Here is a 17,859-nt window from a genome sequence, read left to right as displayed (position 1 = left end):
AGATCCAATGTTTTCAGCAGGATGCGCTGTTAATGCGCAAGTTCTCCAGCTTTCAAGGCCGCTGCCATCGAAGTCCCTTGTCCCCGGAAGCGATCTTTACTTGCGTTGCCTAGGACTGCTGGGCCAATGAAAGGACCGATAGGCAGCAGGTCAAACTCCTCGATCGGATCGAAGCCCGTTGATAACTTTACTGCGTGACGTGCCGCTGTCCCGTCTTGGGTTAGGCTTGCATAGTTCGCAGGTTTGCCGGTTTCATCTTGGCTGGTAACAACGACCACATTAGGGTGTTTGGAGGTCGCAATAATCGAAGCGGTGCCTTTGCGGCGCACAAGCGGCAGTTTTGCGTTAGCGTTGGACGGATTATCTTCGAGCAAAGGCATCCCAACAGCATCCGCCTTTTCATAGCCGACATCCTCGAACCAGGAAGAACGCGCCGGCTTAAACGGGTCTGCCTCAAATCCGGTTTCATCGCGCAACACCCAAAGATCCGCGGCGCCGCGGCCCGCGCTAAAAGACCAACAACCAAATGGTGCTGTCGCAACACCGCTTTTCCGCGTGGCGGTTGGAATCAAACTGAGCCGTGAGCGTTTGAGTCCATTGTCGTCTTTCACCCACAACGCGCCTATCGGTGTGCCGTCCAAATCTACACGATGTAGCCCAAGCACTTGAGGTAGTTGTGCAAATGCGCCTCCTGGCGCAGCGACCTCAATTGGGGGATCGTCCATGCCCTGTACGACTTCTAGCGTGTTCGCAGAGAAATCTTCGGGTTGAATGCGCCAACCTATCTGCTCTCCCGTATGCAAGGTCGCGTGCACCTGATCTTGGAGGTGGTTCCCTATCGGAACAACAAGCTCGACCTTCCCATGCCGTGCATGTAGTTCACAGAGGGTTTTTTCAAGCGGGACCAAGACGTCGGATCTTATTTTTTGAGGCCCCCCAGTAAATCCGTAGGCCATCAAAATGACCATCCTGAACCTGTCGCTTAGTTCCTTTGACTTCCTGTAAATCGACACTTGCTGCACAAGGGCGCGGATCGCAATATGCATGATGCCCGACATCAAGCCTCCCGACAAATCCCGCAGAACCGACGCTGGCAATTCCAACGCGTGCAAGGGTTTGTCCTGTGGCATCGTTCGCAACAGCAAGTCCATCATCGCGGTGCCGTGAGCTGACCCCGACGGCGAATTCAAAGGTCGCCGTGCGCATTCGGCAAAGACACTTTCAGGAAAGGCTTTCTCCATTTCCTCACGGTTTTGTTGATCCGAGCGATCAACAAAGTCTGCAATCTGCGTTGGCGTCAGGTGTGGATTGGTGATCACCCCGTTTTCCAGTTTGAGACCGCCGATGGTGGCAAACCTACTGGTTTTTGTTGCGTTGGTCGGATCAGTGGTCACTGCGACAGGATTCCAAAATGAGATACCCGCATCAATCATTCCGATTTCAATATCGTCGGCGGCCGTTTGGTCCTCTTTGTCCCCGGTGAATGGCAATTGACTTCCAAGCCTTAATCCGCCGGCAGGCACAAAGTGCCCCAACGAAACCGGCTGGTATTTTTGAAGCAAGATGAGCGGGTCGTCTGAATTCAGTTCGTCCTCTCCAGCTATGCTAGGCCATAGGTTCTTGAACGGGTCTTCCACGTCGTCACTGCGTTGGAGTTGGATGACACTTAGCGTTTCAGGCGTATCAGCGAAATAAACTGCTTGGCGCAACTCGTTGTTTTGAAACGTGTCTACGATCATCGGAAGACCCGCAGGCAACAGGTTCACAGGTGCTGGGGCTGGGGTTTCGAGTGGTGTGAAACTTAACATTTTGAGCCCCTTCCTAAGCGTAGCCCAGTTCTGCCCGCGACAGATCCATCGCGTGTTGTAGCACCCCAGCATTTGAAGGGCTTGCAGCGATGTAGTTCGGTTGCTGGGGTTGCGCCTGTTTCGTGCCTAGTTTTCCGCTTTTCATCAAACCTGCTTGCCCTGCGCCTTCCCAAACAGGTTCGCGCGTGGTGTCCAGATGGCCGCTGCTAATGCCCAGCCGGACAGCAAATTCCTTTGCGACCAGTGTTGCCAGAATGCGTCCGGCATACCCGTCTTTTTCGTAATGTACTCCAGCCACAATTCGGTTCTCTTCGATACGCGCTGCGATCAGGCGAAGCTCTTGCGACGGTTTATTGAAGATCATGGCTTCCATTACATAGGCCATGGCCCATGCCTCTGTTGCGTGTCCGCTTGGTGTCGCGCCGTGTGCAGGGGTTCGGATCACCGGACCAATACCACCTGTGACATCGGCGGGCCTTGGAACGTTCAACAGAAACTTTGCTTCTACTACTAGTTTTCCGACGGCTGCCAGAACCGCGTCTAAAATCGACATGGTAAACGGATGGGTATCCCGAGTCATCGGATAGGCCAAAGCGAGAAAGCTCAGAATATCGGCTTGCTGGCCAACGATTTCATTCATTCGTTCCGCGCGAAGCCATCGACGGTTCTGGATTTGGGTCAAGGCGGGACCATCGGGAACTGCAGGCTCTAAGTCACCAGAACCACCTGCCAACGTCTGTTTGGTTCCGTCTTTCTCAACGTGCACTTTTGTGTGGTCGCCGCTGATGGACAAACCTTTGGACAAGGCTTCCGTCATCAAAACGTGACGGTGCAAGGGTTGAAGTTTCCGAAACTCTTCTTTGCTCGCAGCCTTCGGCGTTTGGGCCGTCACAACAAAGCTACTTGTTGCAAAGCTTTGCGAAACTGAGTTCAGCGCATGGCTCAATTGGGTTGAACTGGCACCTCCGGCGTGATTCAGGTCCGGCAGTGCTGAAGTTTGGCTGGTTTGGGACGTCTGGCTGGTTTGCGACGTCTGGCTTGTCTGCAAAAATGGCATTTCTAGGTTCCCCCGTTTGTCAACACACCTGGCGAATAGGTTAAGTGTCGACCTAGTCGCCTGGCAAACACTGAAATTTCACGGTGGGTTCACGGAATTCCTGATCTGCCCTATTAGCCGCAACTAGGCAAATTCGATGATAGCGCCGAGGTGGAAGCTGGTCGGGTGACTGCGTTTCTAGCATGGCAACCGTTCGGCACGAATTTGTCATGTTTGCCAGTAGCGAAGATCATGCGCTAGCCCAATGGCGTTATCCAAAACCTGGGTGACGCTCGAGATAGGACACGGCCAAGGCTTCCGCATCTCTAATGAACCGGGCGTTTCGTGCGCCCGTTTTATCCTCGTTGGTACGGCTGATATTCCAGCCGACATAGGTCACGGCCCTGAGTGCAAGGAACAGGTCAAGATGGGTCATATCCAGCTGGCGTTCCGCGTGATAGCCCGAGATCAAAGCGGATTTCAGGGTGTCAAAGTCGGGCAAGGTTAGGTTTTTCAGCAGGGCCGTTGCGATCTCGAACAGGCGAAAACCAAACCCGCCATCGTCGAAGTCGATGAGATGAAGTTGGGGCCCCTGAACCATTACATTGCCTGGCACCAAATCAGCGTGGATCAAACCGAAGTCGAGTGACGGGGCAAGTGCGGCGAGATCGCTGCGCGCTTTTTCGCGAAACGCGAGCAACAAGTCCCGCTGCCCGTTCGAGAGAGCCGGGTTGTCCCAGAAGCGATCCCAAAGTGGGGCGTCTCCCACCAGCCCGTTGGCATCCCAAACAGGGCGCGCGCTGTCCGCAGCCCCCGGCCAGGCGTCGCTTGCTATGTGCAGCTTTGCCATGTTGCGCCCCAAGGTTTCAAAAGTGAGCTCCCGCGCCGCCGCGCCCATTTCGAGCAAAGAGCGATCGAGCGTGCTGCCCTCCAACCAGCCAAGGACATCGACCTGTATGCCATCCACGATCTGGAGGTGCGATCCACTCAAGCTCATTCGCGGCGTCGGCACGGATAAGCCTGATTGCGAGACCCATGCCATCCAGTCAAGCTCCGCCGTCAATTGTGCATCGGTCCGGTATCTGGCGCGATGCAAACGCAGTGCGAATTTACCCGCCGGGTGATCAAGACGGTAGACGGTGTTTTCGCGGGCAGCGATCAAGGTGACCTCTGCCCCTTCCAAACCCCAAAGGGGAAGGGCTTTTTCGGCCGTCGTCATAGGTGCACCGGCGTTTCTGACACCACCTCATCCAGCGTATCAAACAGCAGATCGGCGTTCTGGATCGAGAAGGGCATTGGTGGGCGAATTTTGAGCGCGTTCTTGTAGCGTCCCAGTTTCGAGAGCACGATCCCGCGATGGCGCATGGCATTGATGACACGGTCAGTGAATTCGCTTGCCGGGGTTTTGGTGGTGCGATCAGTCACCATTTCTGCCCCGAAGATCAGGCCTGAGCCGCGCACGTCCCCGATCACCTCATGCTTTTTTGCGAGCTGGTTCATGCGCATGCGCGCATGTTTCCCGACAGCGAGCGCGTTGCTTACAAGATCTTTGTCTTCGATTTCCTCCAGCACAGCCATTGCCGCCGCACATGAAACAGGGTTGCCGCCAAAGGTGTTGAAATAGCGATATCCCTTGCGGAACTCGGCAACGATCTCGCCACGGGAAACAACGCCGCCGATGGGGTGGCCATTGCCCATGGGTTTGCCAAGCACCATCACATCTGGCACCACACCCATCTTTTCATGCGCCCACATATGGGTGCCCGTCCGCCCGAAGCCCGATTGCACCTCGTCGCAGATAAGCACCCCACCGGCCTTGCGCACGACCTCTGCTGTAGGTTTCAGCCAGCCATTTGGATGATCTGGGAAACCTTCGTTGAGAAAATAGGGGCAAACGACAAGGGCGGCAAAGCCGGTGTCGTCTTCGTTCAAAGCCTCAATCTGGTCGGCGACCTGAGCGGCGAAAATTGTGCCATCGGGATCAGGGTTTCGATAGCTGTCCGGTGCGTCCACAAACCGAAAATACTGACCCAACCCAAAGCCAACGGTCGGGATGTTGGACTTGCTTAGCTGGCTGACTAGAGAAGTGTTGCCGTGATAGGTCGCGTCAGTGGCAATGATCCCGCGTTTGCCCGTGACGGCTTCGGCCATGCGCAGGGCGATGTCATTTGCCTCGGATCCAGTGCAGGTCAGGATCGCGGTATCCAAGGATGCGTCCATCGTCCCGGTCAGGCGTTCGATATAGGCAAGGATGCCCTCGTGAAGGTAGCGGGTGTGCGTATTAAGCGTTCTGGCCTGCTCGCAAATCGCGTCAACAACACGTGGGTTGCAATGCCCGACATGAGGCACGTTATTGTAGCAATCCAGATATTTGCGTCCATCGGCATCCCATAGCCAGACGCCTTCACCCTTCACGATATGCAAAGGGTCCTCGTAAAAGGTGGAAACGTTTGGCCCCATCAACCGTGCCCGGTCGGCCAATAATTCAGCGTTTGTACGTGTCATAGATCAATGCGAATGCCGTCGTGACCGACAACAAGCTCTCCAGTATAGTGATCGGCGCAGGCGTCCTGCCAATCCTTTGGACCATAGGTCGGATCGTCGGACGGGATCAGGTGGGACAAGGCCAGGCGCTTGACGCCTGCATTTGTAGCCGTAATGGCGGCATCATGGGCAAAAGTGTGGGAGCGCAGCCAATGCTGCATCAACTTATCTGACCCATTGCCGACCCGTTCCATGAGCGATGGAAGAGCGGATTCAAGCATGGCCTCGTGAATGAGCAAATCAGCACCCCGCGCAAAGTCCTCAAGCGCCTTGATCGGTGCCGTGTCGCCGGAAAACACAACGTGTTTGGTTTCCGTTCTGAACGAAAAGGCGAAACTGTCGATCAGGGGGGGGTGCGCGTTTCGAATTGCCGAAATCGTCAGCCCATCGCGCTCCAAAACCACACCTTCGTCAATCTCATGCACCCGCACGAACGCACGTAGATCGTCGCGGCCGTCGTCATCGATGCGCAGGTCGATATCAGCCTTCATGGAGGCTACGAACCCGTCCCAATAGGCCCGAATGCCTTTGGGTCCGTAAATGTCTACGGGCGTCACAAGCCCCGAACACCAAGCGGTGTGGATTAGGGGACCAAGTTCCAGATAGTGGTCCGAGTGCATGTGGCTGATAAAGATCGTTGAGAGCGTCTTGAGGTTCATACCTTGATCCACCAAGCCTCGCGTCACGCCGAGGGCGCAATCCAAAACGATCTGTTGTCCATTCATGACGAGTAGGTTGGAAGTGGGCATTGACGATCCCGGACGGACCGCAGGCCCACCTTTGGTGCCCAGAAGGGCAACGTATTCGCTGGTCATAGTGTGGCCTTTCAGATGGCAGCGAAACCGGCGTCGAGCGCGGTTAGAATTGTGTCGGCGTCGGCTTCGGTCAGAACCAGAGGTGGCGACAGGATCAAGTTGGGGCCAGAAACACGCACCATGGCCCCGTTTTGATAAGCAACTTCTTGAACCTTGGCGGCGGTGCCCCCATCGATAGGTTTCTTGGCGGCGCGGTCGCTGACCATCTCCATGGCCGTCATGAGGCCATGGCCGCCGCGCACATCGCCGATGATGTCGTATTTCTCCATCAGGGCCTTGCACCCTTCATAGAGCTGCGTGCCGCGTGTCGCGGCATTGTCAACGACGTTCAAACGTTTGGTTTCTGCCAAACAGGCCAAAGCGGCAGCTGCGCCGACGGGGTGGCCGGAATAGGTGTAACCGTGCCCGATTTTTGCGGCCGGGTTGCCTTCGAACACCTCGATCATGCGGTCGCCAAGCATAACGGCCCCAAAGGGGAAGTAGCCGTTGGTGATGGCTTTGGCTGTACACATCATGTCTGGCTGAATGCCCCAAAGGCGTGCACCGGACCATGCGCCGGTACGACCATAGGCGGTGATGACCTCATCGGTGATCAGCAAAATACCATTGCGGTTACAAATCTCCTGAACCGCAGGCGCGAAAGAGGGATGCGGCGGGATGACACCACCTGCGCCGAGGATCGGCTCCATGATCATTGCGGCAATCGTATTGGCACCCTGAAAGGCGATTTCGTCTTCCAGCGCCTGAAGGCAAAGCTGGGCCAGCCGTTCCGGATCGCTCTCATTGAACGGGTTTCGATAGGTGTAGGGCGCTGGAATATGGTAGCAGCCCGGCAAAAGTGGTTCGTAGGCATTGCGGAAGTTTGCGTTGCCGTTCACCGAAGCCCCACCGATATGCGTGCCGTGATAGCCTTTCTTGAGGCTCAGGAACTTGGTGCGTCCCGCATCACCGCGCAATTTGTGATACTGCCGTGCCAGACGCAGCGAAGTCTCGACGCTGTCGGACCCACCCGATGTGAAGAACGCGCGCGACAACCCGTCAGGCGCGAAGAACTCGGACAATTCGTAGGACAGTTCGATTGCCGCGTCATTTGATGTGCCACGGAACGTGGAGTAATAGGGCAGGGTATCAAGTTGTGCCGCGATGGCGTCTTTCACAGGCTGGCAGGAATAACCAAGGTTGACGTTCCACAACCCGCCAACCCCGTCCACGACACGATGCCCGTCAATATCGACAATCGACACGCCATCTCCGCCTGTGATGATCTTGGGGGGCTGTTCGATACTGTCTTGGGGTGATGTCATAGGGTGCCACATCATACGGCCGTTGTGTTCCTTGAGGAAGTTCGAGTCTTTCATGATGTGGATTCCATTTCGGTTGGATTGTTGAGAGAGGCGGTCCATAGGGCCTCGATAGCGTCAGGGATGGTGCCGCCCCAATTGCGGGTAATTTCCCGTGCGGCGATAATGAGCTCGGATTTGATGCTGCATTCGAGTTCAGCGGTGAACCTCGACGCGACACTTGCCACTGCCACGGCACCTGCAAAATGGCCTGTGTGGTCAAAGACAGGTACTGCGAGGCCTTGGGTTTCGGTTGCGAAGCTCTTGTCGCCTCTCCCGAAACCGGTGAGACGGACATCCTCGACCAAGGTCTCAAGCTCGGCCTCGGTGGTCGCTGTATTTTCAGTGAAGGCTTCCAGATTGGTGACGGCTGTGCGCAATAGCTCTTCCGGCCCAAAGGCCAAAGAGCACAGGCCCGAGGCTGTCGCGTGTAGTGGAAAGACATTCATGTCTATGACTGCCCGCGTCGAGTGGTGTGGGGATTCGCAATCGCACAATCCATAGAGGACATTGCCTGAGAGTAAGGTCGCGTGTGCAGTTTCACCGGTTGCGTCTGCCAGGGCGGCGAGCGCTGCTTTGGCACCATCTTTACGCGGAACAGTTGCTTCTCTTACCTGGGCCAACTGCAGAAGGGCGGGGCCAAGCCGATATTGCTTTGTTGCGGGGATTTGCTCAACAAAGCCTGCTGTTTCAAGCGCTTGAAGGTGTCGGTAGGTGGTTGCCTTGTCGCGTCCAGCGATACGGCACATCTGGGACAATCCGATCTCGGGACGAGACGTTGAGAAGTAGGACAGGAGCGTAAGGGCTTTGGTCGCAGATGACATTATTCGCATCTCATTTTGGCTGATCTGAAAAAAAGTTTGACACAAGTAAATTAACAAGGCAACCTTTTTGTGCAACGACGGTTCAATATGCGAACCGCAGTAGGGAGAAAGAAATGCCGAAGTTTGCTAAATCTGTTTCTGCGATGGCTCTCGCCATAATGGCCGTCGCGGGTGCCGCGCAGGCGGAGTACCCGGAAAAGCCCGTTGAGTTTGTCGTGCCGTGGCCTCCAGGCGATTTGGAAGATGTGCTGACCCGAATGATCGCCGATGATTTCTCTGAGGCCTATGGGGTGCCAACAGCCGTCGTAAACAAGCCGGGTGGGGGTGGCGGCCCGTTTCCCGGCGCGATCGAAGTCGCGAACGCGCCTGCGGATGGTTACACCATCGGCTCATTCATCATTGCGATCCCCGTAGTTGGGCCTCAGATCGGCATTCCGGAACTGAACCCTGACCCCTTCGTGCCGCTTGGAAACTTCCTGACCTATCCCTTTGTTGTCGCAACCAGCGGCGATGCGCCTTACAGCACGATGGAAGAACTGGCGGCCCATGCAAAAGACAATGACGTTGTACTTGGGCACTTTGGCGCGCCTCTGGTTCCGACGCAGGTGACCATGGGTCTGGCCAAGGAAATGGGCTTTTCCTATGCGTCCGACGCTGCATTTGATGCGCTGGACTGCAACACATTGGCTTCGGGCGACGTGGACGTGATCAACACGACCCTGCAACTGATCTTGCCGTGCCTTGACGATGTCAGCGTGCTGGCCTCCATCGGGTCCGAGCGGATCTCGCTGACACCTGACACACCGACCGTGGCCGAACTTGCCCCAGGTCTTGATGTTGCTCTGTGGAACGGTTTGTTTGTTCACGCCGACACCCCGCAGGACGTGCAAGACAAGATTATCGCGGTTGCAGAGAAGACTATGATGTCTGAGCGCGCACAGACGCTCGCAGCGGAGACTGGTGCATTGGTTTATTGGCAGTCTGCTGCTGATGTCGTCTCGCAGATCGAGAAGGATATCGACACAATGTCCCGTATCGAAGGCATGCTTGCTGAATAAAGCGATACGCAGACGGCTGGGCGGCACCCTGTTGCCCAGCCGTTCTTAGATCAGGGGGGCGACATCCGCCATGTTACGCGTGAAAACGCTTCAAGCACTCTTCAAGCGATACCGCAGACCCGGTGACATTGTTTTTGCCTGGTTCGCCTTGTTCGTTTCCGTTTTCCTTTTGTCGCAGCTTGCGGATCAAACCGCGTGGCGAAGCGGTGGGAAACTGTTTGCTCAACCTCGCTTCTGGCCAGCCGTTTCGCTGGGCGCGATGACATTGTTTGCAGCGTTCCATTTGCTTGGTTCGGCATTGTCTGAGCGGATCCACGGGCGCTGGCAAGAGGTCTGGCTGTGGATCAGTTCGCTGGAATTTGCGGGCTGGTTTATCGCCTATGCGGTTGCGGTGCCCTACGCTGGGTATCTGCCGTCGACCGTAATCTTTGCCGTCGTGCTTACCTTTCGCGTTGGGTATCGCAAAGCCTCAACCCTTGGCGCTGCAGCGATCGCCGCCATCGTCATCGTCTTGCTGTTCAAAACGATGCTGAAGGTCAATCTTCCCTCCGGCCTGATCTATGAGAGCTTGCCCGATGGGCTGCGCCAGATCATGCTGACCTATTTCTGATCGGAACTGGAAATGGAAAACCTCCTAGCCGGACTTGAACTGCTCGCCCGATGGGATGTGATGCTTGCCCTATTGGTGGGATCCATCGGTGGCGTCATCATTGGCGCTATTCCCGGGGTCGGGCCAGCTGTCGCGATTGCGATCTTGTTGCCTGCAACTTTCTCCTTTGAACCGATTGTCGGGTTAACGATGCTGCTCGGCATCTACGGATCCTCCATGTACGGCGGTGCCATTCCAGCGGTTTTGATCAACACACCGGGTACGGCGGTCAATGCGCTGACGTCATATGACGGCTACCCGATGACCCAAAACGGTGAAGCCCACCGTGCTGTTTCCATCGCCTATTCCGCGTCGTTCTGGGGCGGTATCTTTGGCATCTTGTGCCTGATCCTGCTATCACCCGTGTTGGCCTTGGTTGCACCTATGTTCGGGAGCCGAGAGATTTTCCTAGCGGCCCTGCTTGGAATCATCCTCGTCATCCTGGCCCATCGCGGTCAGATTTTTGCAGCCGGTTTGCTGGCGATGCTTGGTATATTCCTGCAAACAGTCGGCCTGGATGCCGTGACCTATACGCAGCGTTACACCTTTGGCCAATCCTTCCTGTCATCTGGCGTAAACCTGATCGTTGTAGTGCTGGGGCTTTTCGCGCTCAGCCAAGCCTTCTTTCTGTTAACAGCTCCTGACAACAGCCCCGACGCAAAACCCATTGCAGGCCGCATGACGGCAGGGATCAAGGAACTGTTGAAACACAAGCGTGTGGCCAGCGTTGCATCCGGATTTGGTGTCATCCTTGGCATGATCCCAGGCACCGGTGAATTCACGGCGCAGTTCATGTCCTACACCTACGCGCAAAAGACCTCAAAGGACCCCGATCTGTTCGGCAAAGGGTCTCCCGAAGGATTGATCGCGTCAGAGGCTGCCAACAACGCGGTTCCTGCCGCCGCCATGATCCCGCTGCTGGCGCTGGGTATTCCGGGTGAGGCGCTGACAGCGATGATGTTGTCGGTGTTCTACGTGCACAACGTGATCCCGGGCCCCCAGTTGTTCCAGAACAATATCGATCTTGTTTACGGCCTCTATTTCGCGCTGATCGCACTGAACGTTATTGTTATGGTCTTCTTGCTGTTCTCGACGAATTTGCTGACCAAGATCATTCGCGTTCCCACGCGCTTTTTGGGTGTCATGATCCTGTTGCTGTCGTTCGTGGGAGTTTACTCGCTGCGCAACTCTCTAACGGATTGCATGATTGCGGCGGGCTTTGGGGTGTTCGGTTTGATCCTCAAACGCCTCAACCTGCCGATTGTACCAATCATTCTGGGCATGGTTCTGGGTGGCATCATGGAGGTCAAACTGCGTTCGGCCATGCCGCGCCTGAAGACGCCACTTGATATGATCGACCGGCCTATTGCGGCCATTCTGTTCGGGCTGATCCTTTTGGTGCTCGCACTCCATGTGCGCACGCTCATCAAAGAATGGCGCGCGCATCTGCCCGAAGAAGACCACGACCTGCACGACAGTCAGACAAGGTAACCCCTGATGGACCAGACCAAAATTGATGTGCTCCGCGCGCAACCCCTTTCTGCCTTTACCCATCTGATTGATGGAAAACAGGTGCCTGCGTCCGATGGGGGTACGATGGATGTCATCTCTCCGATTGATGGGCAAGTCATCACAACTATGGCTGCGGGTACAGCCGCCGACATGGAGGCGGCGATTGCCTCAGCGCGGGCTGCCTTTGAAGACGGCAGATGGGCCGGCCAACCTCCTGCGGCGCGCAAGAAGGTGCTGTTGAAATGGGCCGACTTGATCGAAGCCAATGCGTTGGAACTGGCTGTTCTGGGTGTGCGAGACAATGGCACAGAGATCGGCATGGCGATCAAGGCCGAGCCGGGATCGGCGGCCGCGACGATCCGCTACTATGCGGAGGCTCTCGACAAGATTTATGGCGAGATCGCGCCGACCCCCGGTGACATCCTCGGGTTGGTTCACAAGGAGCCTGTCGGGGTTGTCGGGGCCATCATCCCGTGGAATTTCCCGATGATGATTGGCGCGTGGAAGCTTGGGCCCGCCCTAGCGATGGGCAATTCGGTGGTCCTGAAACCCGCGGAGACAGCGTCTCTTTCGCTGATGCGAATGGCCGAGCTCGCGTTGGAGGCAGGCCTGCCTCCGGGGGTTTTGAATGCCGTCACCGGCGAGGGGCGCGTGGTTGGCGAAACGCTGGGTCTTTCCATGGACGTAGATGTGCTGGTTTTCACCGGATCCGGCGGCACAGGCCGGCGGTTGATGGAATATTCCGCTCGCAGCAACATGAAACGGGTCTATCTGGAGCTGGGCGGCAAATCTCCGAACATCGTTTTTGCAGACGCCCCCAATCTGGATGAGGCGGCAAAGGTCGCGGCAAGCGGTATCTTCCGCAATTCAGGTCAGGTCTGCGTGGCCGGATCACGGTTGCTGGTTGAGGCTGCGATCCATGATGAGTTTGTCGCCAAGGTCGCTCAGGCTGCCGAAGCAATGCGCGTCGGCGACCCGCTCAAGGTCGACACTCATGTTGGAGCGGTCAACTCAGAAGAGCAACTCAAGGCCAACCTCGGCTTCGTGGAAATCGCGAAAACCGAAGGCGGAGAAGTCGTCACTGGCGGGGATCGGATACTGCAAGATACTGGCGGGTACTACATGGCACCGACCATTGTCACCGGAGTGACCCGTGACGCAACGCTCGCCCAAAAAGAGGTCTTTGGTCCCGTGCTGGGCGTTACCCCGTTTGAGACGGAAGGCGAGGCCATCGCCCTGGCGAATTCGACCGTCTACGGTTTGGCGGGTGCGGCATGGACATCCAATCTTGGCCGCGCGCATCGGATGGTGCGAGGGGTTCGCACGGGCGTCATGCACATAAACACCTATGGTGGTGCCGATGGGACAGTGCCTTTGGGCGGCGTTGGTCAATCGGGCAACGGGGCCGACAAGTCTCTGCATGCCATTGAAAAATACGTAAATCTCAAAACCGCATGGATCAAGCTGTAGGGCCTTATGATGTCTGACAAAACTATTCTGGTGATCGGCACTTACGACACAAAAGATGACGAACTGGGATTCCTTTCCGATGTGATCCGCAATCAGGGCGGCAATGTCGTGACGATGGATGTCTCTGTCTTGGGCGATCCGTCCAAGCCCACGGACTACTCCAAACACGATGTTGCGGGGGAGGGCGGCAGCACCATTCAGGCCGCCATCGATAGCGGTGACGAAAACCACGCGATGCAGATCATGGCCAAAGGGGCCAGTTTGCTTGCCGCGCGGCTACATTCTGAAGGCGTGTTCGACGGGACGATCATTCTTGGCGGCACAATGGGTACCGATCTGGCGCTTGATGTCGCCTCCGCGCTTCCTTTGGGCGTGCCAAAATACATTGTCTCAACGGTATCGTTCTCGCCGATTATCCCGGCTGAACGACTGGCGGCTGACACGCAGATGATCCTTTGGGCTGGCGGGCTTTACGGGTTGAATTCGGTTTGCAAGGCGTCGCTGTCTCAGGCGGCGGGTGCAGTTCTGGGCGCGGCGCGCGCGGTGCAAAAACCCGACCCAAGCAAGCCTGTGATCGGGATGATGTCGCTGGGCACTTCCGCCTTGAAATACGTGATCCCCCTCAAACCCGCCTTGGAAGCGCGTGGTTTCGAAGTCGCGGTGTTCCATGCCACGGGCATGGGCGGACGCGCTTTCGAAAGCCTTGCAGGGCAGGGTGCCTTTGCCTGTGTCCTCGATTTCTGCACGCAGGAGTTGGGCAACCACGTGAATGGATCCAATATTTCTGCGGGGGCCGATCGCCTGACAAATGCGGGTCTCAATGGGACGCCTCAGATTGTCGCCCCGGGGTGTTATGATCTGGTGGATGTGGTTGGTTGGAAACCGCTGGATGCCAAATGGAAGGCCCATGTGAAGCACGAACACAATCGGCTATTAACGTCTATCGTGCTTGAACCGGCCGAAACAAAGCTGGTTGCGCAAGCACATGCAAAACAACTGGCGACGGCCAAAGGCCCGGTGGCTATGATCCTGCCGCAAGACGGGCTTGGTGAATGGGATCGCGAAGGCGCAGAATTGCATAACCCCGACGGTTTGGCGGCGTTCCTGGCTGAGCTCGAAAACACGCTTCCCGATACCGTACAAGCTTACCGCATTCCGTGCCACATCAATGACAGCGCTTTCGCAGACAAGGCTTTGGAAATATTCGACGCTTGGTGCGCCGACGGCACGGTTAAGTTCTAGGGCCTGTGGACACTCAGCATGGATCATCAGCGCGAGACCCATTTTGCCGCTGACAAGGCGATTTTCCCGCAGCGATCTGGTTGATCGGCAGGGGAAATCAACGAAGGCAGAGGCAAAATGGGCCGCGCAGCTCCGCTGTTTCGCCAAAATTGCTCATTTCATCGTTATTTTCGCTCGTATTAGCCCGCTAGTGCTGCGCTCAAATGCCTAGAACTGAGCAATTTTGGACTGAAACTGATGACCTATGGTGAGTGTCCACAGGCCCTAGTCATGTGCTCCTGGGTCCAGCATTTGCAAAAGGTCAAGTAAGGTTTCGTAATTGTCCTCACCCAGGGTTTTCTTGAAGCCAGCCACAATCTGCGTGGCCTGGCTCAAGTGATCGTCGATAATCTTCTGGCCGCTCGGTGTGATTTCAACGAATTGACGCCGGCGGTCCTTTTCGTCGCGCGTTTGTGTCACCAGCCCCTTTTCGCGCATCGTCGCCGCAATCCGCGTCATGCTGGGGAACAATAAGCTGGATCGATCCGCCAAGGTCTTGGTGTCCATCTGACCATATTCGGACAGCACCCGCAGCACCCGCCACTGCTGCTCGGTGATTCCCGTTTCCGACAGCATGTCGCGGATGGGCGACATAACGCCCTCGCGCGCACGAATAAGGGCGATTGGTAAGGATCGTGCAGTGGAAGGAAGTGGTCTGGTCATAGCGGCCTCGAAAATCTGAGTGACAATGACATGCACCGCAAAAATCGAGTTGACAACATGACAATAATTAACATAGCAATCATTAACGAAGCAAGGAAATGACATGCCGCACTTTCACATCGACTATTCAGCGAACCTCGAAGCTGTCGTTGACATGGCGGCATTGTGCGAAGCAATCCGCGCCGCCGCAGCCGAGATTGACACTTTTCCTGCGGCGGGCATTCGCGTCCGCGCAACGCGCGTTGATCATGTCGCTATGGCCGACGGCAATCCCAAACACGGGTTCATCGATCTCAGTGTGAGGTTGCGGGAAGGTCGCCCAGATTCCGTCAAGAAAGACGCGATCAATCGTATTTTCATGGCGCTCAAAGACTTCATGACTCCCGCGATGGAAAACCATTCCATCGCCCTGTCTGCCGAGATGAGAGACATTGACGCCGACCTTTCACCCAAATTCGGAAACGTCCGTGACCACCTGGAGGACTAGCCATGACCAAACTAGACGAAAACATCTCTAAACTGGGTGGTTATCTTGGCCGCTTTCGCGACACAGGTATCTTGAACCGTATTGCAGGGCAGGATGTTGCGGGCGCCAATGGCACATTCCAAAACACGTCACCCGTCGACAAATCCGTGATTTGTGATGTTGCGCATGGCACCGCGGAAGACATCGACGTCGCTGCAGGCGCTGCACATGACGCCTTCGCCGCGTGGCGCGATATGCCGGCTTTAGAACGCAAAAAAATCATGATCCGCATTGCCGAAGGCATCGAAGCGCGCGCCGAAGAGATTGCTCTATGCGAATGCTGGGACACCGGACAGGCATTTAAATTCATGTCCAAGGCCGCACTGCGCGGCGCCGAGAATTTCCGTTATTTTGCGGATCAGGTCGTGCAGGCGCGTGACGGTCAGCATCTGAAATCTCCGACCTTGATGAACATCACCACACGGGTGCCAATCGGCCCCGTCGGTGTGATTACGCCGTGGAACACGCCATTCATGCTGTCCACATGGAAGATTGCTCCGGCTCTGGCTGCGGGGTGCACAGTCGTCCACAAACCCGCTGAAGCCTCCCCGCTGACCGCGCGCTTGTTGGTTGAAATTGCTGAAGAGGCTGGCTTGCCTCCCGGTGTGTTGAACACCGTGAATGGTTTCGGCGAAGGGGCCGGCAAGGCGCTGTGCGAGCACCCCAAGATCAAGGCGATTGCCTTTGTCGGCGAAAGCCGCACAGGGAGCCTTATCACCAAACAGGGGGCGGATACGCTCAAGCGCAATCACCTCGAACTGGGGGGCAAAAACCCTGTTATCGTCTTCGATGACGCCGATCTGGATCGGGCGCTCGATGCGGCGATCTTCATGATCTATTCGATCAACGGTGAGCGCTGCACCTCATCGTCGCGCCTGTTGATCCAAGACACTATCCGCGAAGAGTTCGAAGCCAAGCTGATCGAGCGCGTCAACAACATCAAGGTTGGCCACCCGTTGGATCCGGCGACGGAAATCGGCCCGCTTGTAACTGAAGAACACTTCAATAAAGTCACCAGTTACTTCGACATCGCCAAGCAAGACGGTGCGACCGTTGCGGCAGGGGGCGTCACCGTTGGGGATGAGGGGTATTTCGTTCGTCCGACCCTGTTCACGAATGCCAACAACCAGATGCGTATTGCACAAGAAGAGATCTTTGGCCCCGTGCTGACCTCCATTCCTTTCTCGACCGAGGAAGAGGCCCTGCAAATCGCCAACGATATTCCCTATGGCCTGACTGGCTATGTCTGGACCAACGATTTGACCCGCGCCTTGAGGTTCACCGATAAACTCGAAGCCGGGATGATCTGGGTAAATTCAGAGAACGTCCGCCATCTGCCGACACCGTTCGGCGGCGTCAAAGCCAGCGGCATCGGCCGCGACGGCGGTGATTGGTCTTTCGAATTCTACATGGAACAAAAACATATTGGTTTTGCCCTTGGCCAACATAAAATCACCAAACTGGGAGCAAACTAATGGGAGAGATTGTCCTCGCCGCCAAATGCACTCATGTGCCGACGATGCTCATGTCCGAACAGGACGGCCCGGTGAAAGGGGCCCGCAAGGAAGCCATTGACGGCCATTTTGAAATCGCCCGACGTGCCAAGGAACTCGGCGCGGATACCGTGGTGATTTGCGATACGCATTGGGTCATCAATGCGGGTTTTCACATCAACGCAAACGACCGCTTTGAAGGGCTGTTCACCTCGAACGAGTTCCCACAGTTTATTCAGGACATGCCCTATGACTATAAGGGAAACCCTGAACTGGGCGATGCCATTGCACAAGAAGCGTCGGACCGTGGTGCCTATACTCTCGCGCACCACCTCGACAGTCTAGAGTTGGAATATGGCTCACTCGTGCCCATGCGGTTCATGTCGCGTGCCCATGAAATGAAGGTCGTGTCGGTCGCGGCATGGTGTACCGTACATGGCCATGACGAAAGCCGCATTGTCGGCGAGGCGATCCGAGCCGCCGTTGAGGCCTCCGACAGCAAGGTTTTGCTCGTCGCGTCCGGTTCATTGTCACACAAGATCTGGCCGAACAAGGACTATGCCGCCAACAACGGCACCTTTACGATCAGCTCCGAATTCAACCGCCAAATGGACCTGCATGTCCTCGATATGTGGCAGCGCGGTGATCACGCGACATTTCTCAAGATGTTGCCCGAATATGCAGAATACTGCTGCGGCGAAGGTTCCATGCACGACACTGCGATGCTCTATGGTGCGCTCGGTTGGGACGCGTACGATGCGCCCTGTGAGGTGATCACAGACTATTTTCCGTCGTCGGGCACTGGCCAGACAAACGTCATCTTCCCCGTTCAGTAGGAGG

The 17,859-nt window shown here is 56.2% G+C and carries 16 protein-coding genes; 8 read left to right on the top strand and 8 right to left on the bottom strand.

Annotated features, from left to right (window positions below; genetic code table 11):
- Positions 1–29 precede the first annotated feature (29 nt).
- The 7 genes from CLV87_RS03565 to CLV87_RS03535 form a co-directional block, all read right to left on the bottom strand.
- Positions 30–1,739: a hypothetical protein gene (locus CLV87_RS03565; protein ID WP_099243409.1), complete on the bottom strand. Its 1,710-nt coding sequence runs from the start codon at positions 1,737–1,739 to the stop codon at positions 30–32.
- An 82-nt stretch (positions 1,740–1,821) separates the two neighbouring features.
- Complete coding sequence (locus tag CLV87_RS03560; RefSeq protein WP_099243410.1) at positions 1,822–2,865, bottom strand: phosphatase PAP2 family protein; 1,044 nt, start codon at positions 2,863–2,865, stop codon at positions 1,822–1,824.
- 250 nt (positions 2,866–3,115) lie between these two features.
- Positions 3,116–4,063: a phosphotransferase enzyme family protein gene (locus CLV87_RS03555; RefSeq protein ID WP_099243411.1), complete on the bottom strand. Its 948-nt coding sequence runs from the start codon at positions 4,061–4,063 to the stop codon at positions 3,116–3,118.
- The gene (locus CLV87_RS03550; protein WP_099243412.1) at positions 4,060–5,349 is read right to left on the bottom strand and encodes an aspartate aminotransferase family protein; all 1,290 of its coding nucleotides are present in this window, start codon (positions 5,347–5,349) and stop codon (positions 4,060–4,062) included. The genes CLV87_RS03555 and CLV87_RS03550 overlap by 4 nt, the downstream gene beginning before the upstream one ends.
- Entirely contained in the window at positions 5,346–6,137 is a 792-nt protein-coding gene (locus CLV87_RS03545) for an MBL fold metallo-hydrolase (RefSeq protein ID WP_235871828.1), read from the bottom strand. Before CLV87_RS03545 ends, CLV87_RS03550 begins: the two co-directional genes overlap by 4 nt.
- Before the next feature lie 77 nt (positions 6,138–6,214).
- Positions 6,215–7,561, bottom strand: a complete 1,347-nt coding sequence (locus CLV87_RS03540) for an aspartate aminotransferase family protein (RefSeq protein ID WP_099243414.1) — start codon at positions 7,559–7,561, stop codon at positions 6,215–6,217.
- Complete coding sequence (locus CLV87_RS03535; RefSeq protein WP_235871827.1) at positions 7,558–8,424, bottom strand: IclR family transcriptional regulator; 867 nt, start codon at positions 8,422–8,424, stop codon at positions 7,558–7,560. Before CLV87_RS03535 ends, CLV87_RS03540 begins: the two co-directional genes overlap by 4 nt.
- 56 nt (positions 8,425–8,480) lie before the next feature.
- Here CLV87_RS03535 and CLV87_RS03530 point away from each other — a divergent pair, with 56 nt between their 5' ends.
- The 5 genes from CLV87_RS03530 to CLV87_RS03510 all read left to right on the top strand — a co-directional run bounded on the left by CLV87_RS03530 (position 8,481) and on the right by CLV87_RS03510 (position 14,298).
- Positions 8,481–9,425, top strand: coding sequence for a tripartite tricarboxylate transporter substrate binding protein (locus CLV87_RS03530; protein ID WP_099243416.1), 945 nt, complete (start codon positions 8,481–8,483; stop codon positions 9,423–9,425).
- A gap of 70 nt (positions 9,426–9,495) precedes the next feature.
- A complete protein-coding gene (locus CLV87_RS03525; RefSeq protein ID WP_099243417.1) occupies positions 9,496–10,035 on the top strand; it encodes a tripartite tricarboxylate transporter TctB family protein in 540 nt (179 codons plus the stop codon).
- Positions 10,036–10,047: 12 nt separating this feature from the next.
- Entirely contained in the window at positions 10,048–11,565 is a 1,518-nt protein-coding gene (locus CLV87_RS03520; protein WP_099243418.1) for a tripartite tricarboxylate transporter permease, read from the top strand.
- A gap of 6 nt (positions 11,566–11,571) precedes the next feature.
- The gene (locus tag CLV87_RS03515; RefSeq protein ID WP_099243419.1) at positions 11,572–13,056 is read left to right on the top strand and encodes an aldehyde dehydrogenase; all 1,485 of its coding nucleotides are present in this window, start codon (positions 11,572–11,574) and stop codon (positions 13,054–13,056) included.
- Between the two features lie 9 nt (positions 13,057–13,065).
- Entirely contained in the window at positions 13,066–14,298 is a 1,233-nt protein-coding gene (locus CLV87_RS03510; RefSeq protein WP_099244813.1) for a Tm-1-like ATP-binding domain-containing protein, read from the top strand.
- A 264-nt stretch (positions 14,299–14,562) separates the two neighbouring features.
- Here the strand turns inward: CLV87_RS03510 and hpaR are convergent, their stop codons facing one another.
- On the bottom strand, positions 14,563–15,000 hold the full coding sequence (hpaR, locus tag CLV87_RS03505) for a homoprotocatechuate degradation operon regulator HpaR (protein ID WP_099244815.1): 438 nt from the start codon (positions 14,998–15,000) through the stop codon (positions 14,563–14,565).
- 103 nt (positions 15,001–15,103) lie between these two features.
- On the opposite strand from hpaR, the gene CLV87_RS03500 reads away from it, so the two are divergent.
- Genes CLV87_RS03500 through hpaD form a run of 3 tightly spaced genes read left to right on the top strand, consistent with a single transcriptional unit; the run spans position 15,104 to position 17,855 of the window.
- On the top strand, positions 15,104–15,487 hold the full coding sequence (locus CLV87_RS03500) for a 5-carboxymethyl-2-hydroxymuconate Delta-isomerase (protein ID WP_099243420.1): 384 nt from the start codon (positions 15,104–15,106) through the stop codon (positions 15,485–15,487).
- Positions 15,488–15,489: 2 nt separating this feature from the next.
- Positions 15,490–17,001, top strand: coding sequence for a 5-carboxymethyl-2-hydroxymuconate semialdehyde dehydrogenase (gene hpaE / locus CLV87_RS03495; protein ID WP_099243421.1), 1,512 nt, complete (start codon positions 15,490–15,492; stop codon positions 16,999–17,001).
- The gene (hpaD, locus tag CLV87_RS03490) at positions 17,001–17,855 is read left to right on the top strand and encodes a 3,4-dihydroxyphenylacetate 2,3-dioxygenase (RefSeq protein WP_099243422.1); all 855 of its coding nucleotides are present in this window, start codon (positions 17,001–17,003) and stop codon (positions 17,853–17,855) included. Before hpaE ends, hpaD begins: the two co-directional genes overlap by 1 nt.
- Positions 17,856–17,859: the final 4 nt, after the last annotated feature.

Origin of the sequence: Pelagimonas phthalicica (genome assembly GCF_004364805.1) — a bacterium.
GTDB classification, from domain to species: Bacteria; Pseudomonadota; Alphaproteobacteria; order Rhodobacterales; family Rhodobacteraceae; genus Pelagimonas; species Pelagimonas phthalicica.
The sequence above is the reverse complement of the archived record's forward strand: the minus strand, read 5'-3'. Positions and strand labels throughout refer to the sequence as shown.

Coding starts and splice junctions, on each gene's coding strand:
- CLV87_RS03565 (WP_099243409.1), bottom strand. CDS start 1,739: ATGATCGTAGACACGTTTCAAAACAACGAGTTGCGCCAAGCAGTTTAT.
- CLV87_RS03560 (WP_099243410.1), bottom strand. CDS start 2,865: ATGCCATTTTTGCAGACAAGCCAGACGTCGCAAACCAGCCAGACGTCC.
- CLV87_RS03555 (WP_099243411.1), bottom strand. CDS start 4,063: ATGACGACGGCCGAAAAAGCCCTTCCCCTTTGGGGTTTGGAAGGGGCA.
- CLV87_RS03550 (WP_099243412.1), bottom strand. CDS start 5,349: ATGACACGTACAAACGCTGAATTATTGGCCGACCGGGCACGGTTGATG.
- CLV87_RS03545 (WP_235871828.1), bottom strand. CDS start 6,137: ATGCCCACTTCCAACCTACTCGTCATGAATGGACAACAGATCGTTTTG.
- CLV87_RS03540 (WP_099243414.1), bottom strand. CDS start 7,561: ATGAAAGACTCGAACTTCCTCAAGGAACACAACGGCCGTATGATGTGG.
- CLV87_RS03530 (WP_099243416.1), top strand. CDS start 8,481: ATGCCGAAGTTTGCTAAATCTGTTTCTGCGATGGCTCTCGCCATAATG.
- CLV87_RS03525 (WP_099243417.1), top strand. CDS start 9,496: ATGTTACGCGTGAAAACGCTTCAAGCACTCTTCAAGCGATACCGCAGA.
- CLV87_RS03520 (WP_099243418.1), top strand. CDS start 10,048: ATGGAAAACCTCCTAGCCGGACTTGAACTGCTCGCCCGATGGGATGTG.
- CLV87_RS03515 (WP_099243419.1), top strand. CDS start 11,572: ATGGACCAGACCAAAATTGATGTGCTCCGCGCGCAACCCCTTTCTGCC.
- CLV87_RS03510 (WP_099244813.1), top strand. CDS start 13,066: ATGTCTGACAAAACTATTCTGGTGATCGGCACTTACGACACAAAAGAT.
- hpaR (WP_099244815.1), bottom strand. CDS start 15,000: ATGACCAGACCACTTCCTTCCACTGCACGATCCTTACCAATCGCCCTT.
- CLV87_RS03500 (WP_099243420.1), top strand. CDS start 15,104: ATGCCGCACTTTCACATCGACTATTCAGCGAACCTCGAAGCTGTCGTT.
- hpaE (WP_099243421.1), top strand. CDS start 15,490: ATGACCAAACTAGACGAAAACATCTCTAAACTGGGTGGTTATCTTGGC.
- hpaD (WP_099243422.1), top strand. CDS start 17,001: ATGGGAGAGATTGTCCTCGCCGCCAAATGCACTCATGTGCCGACGATG.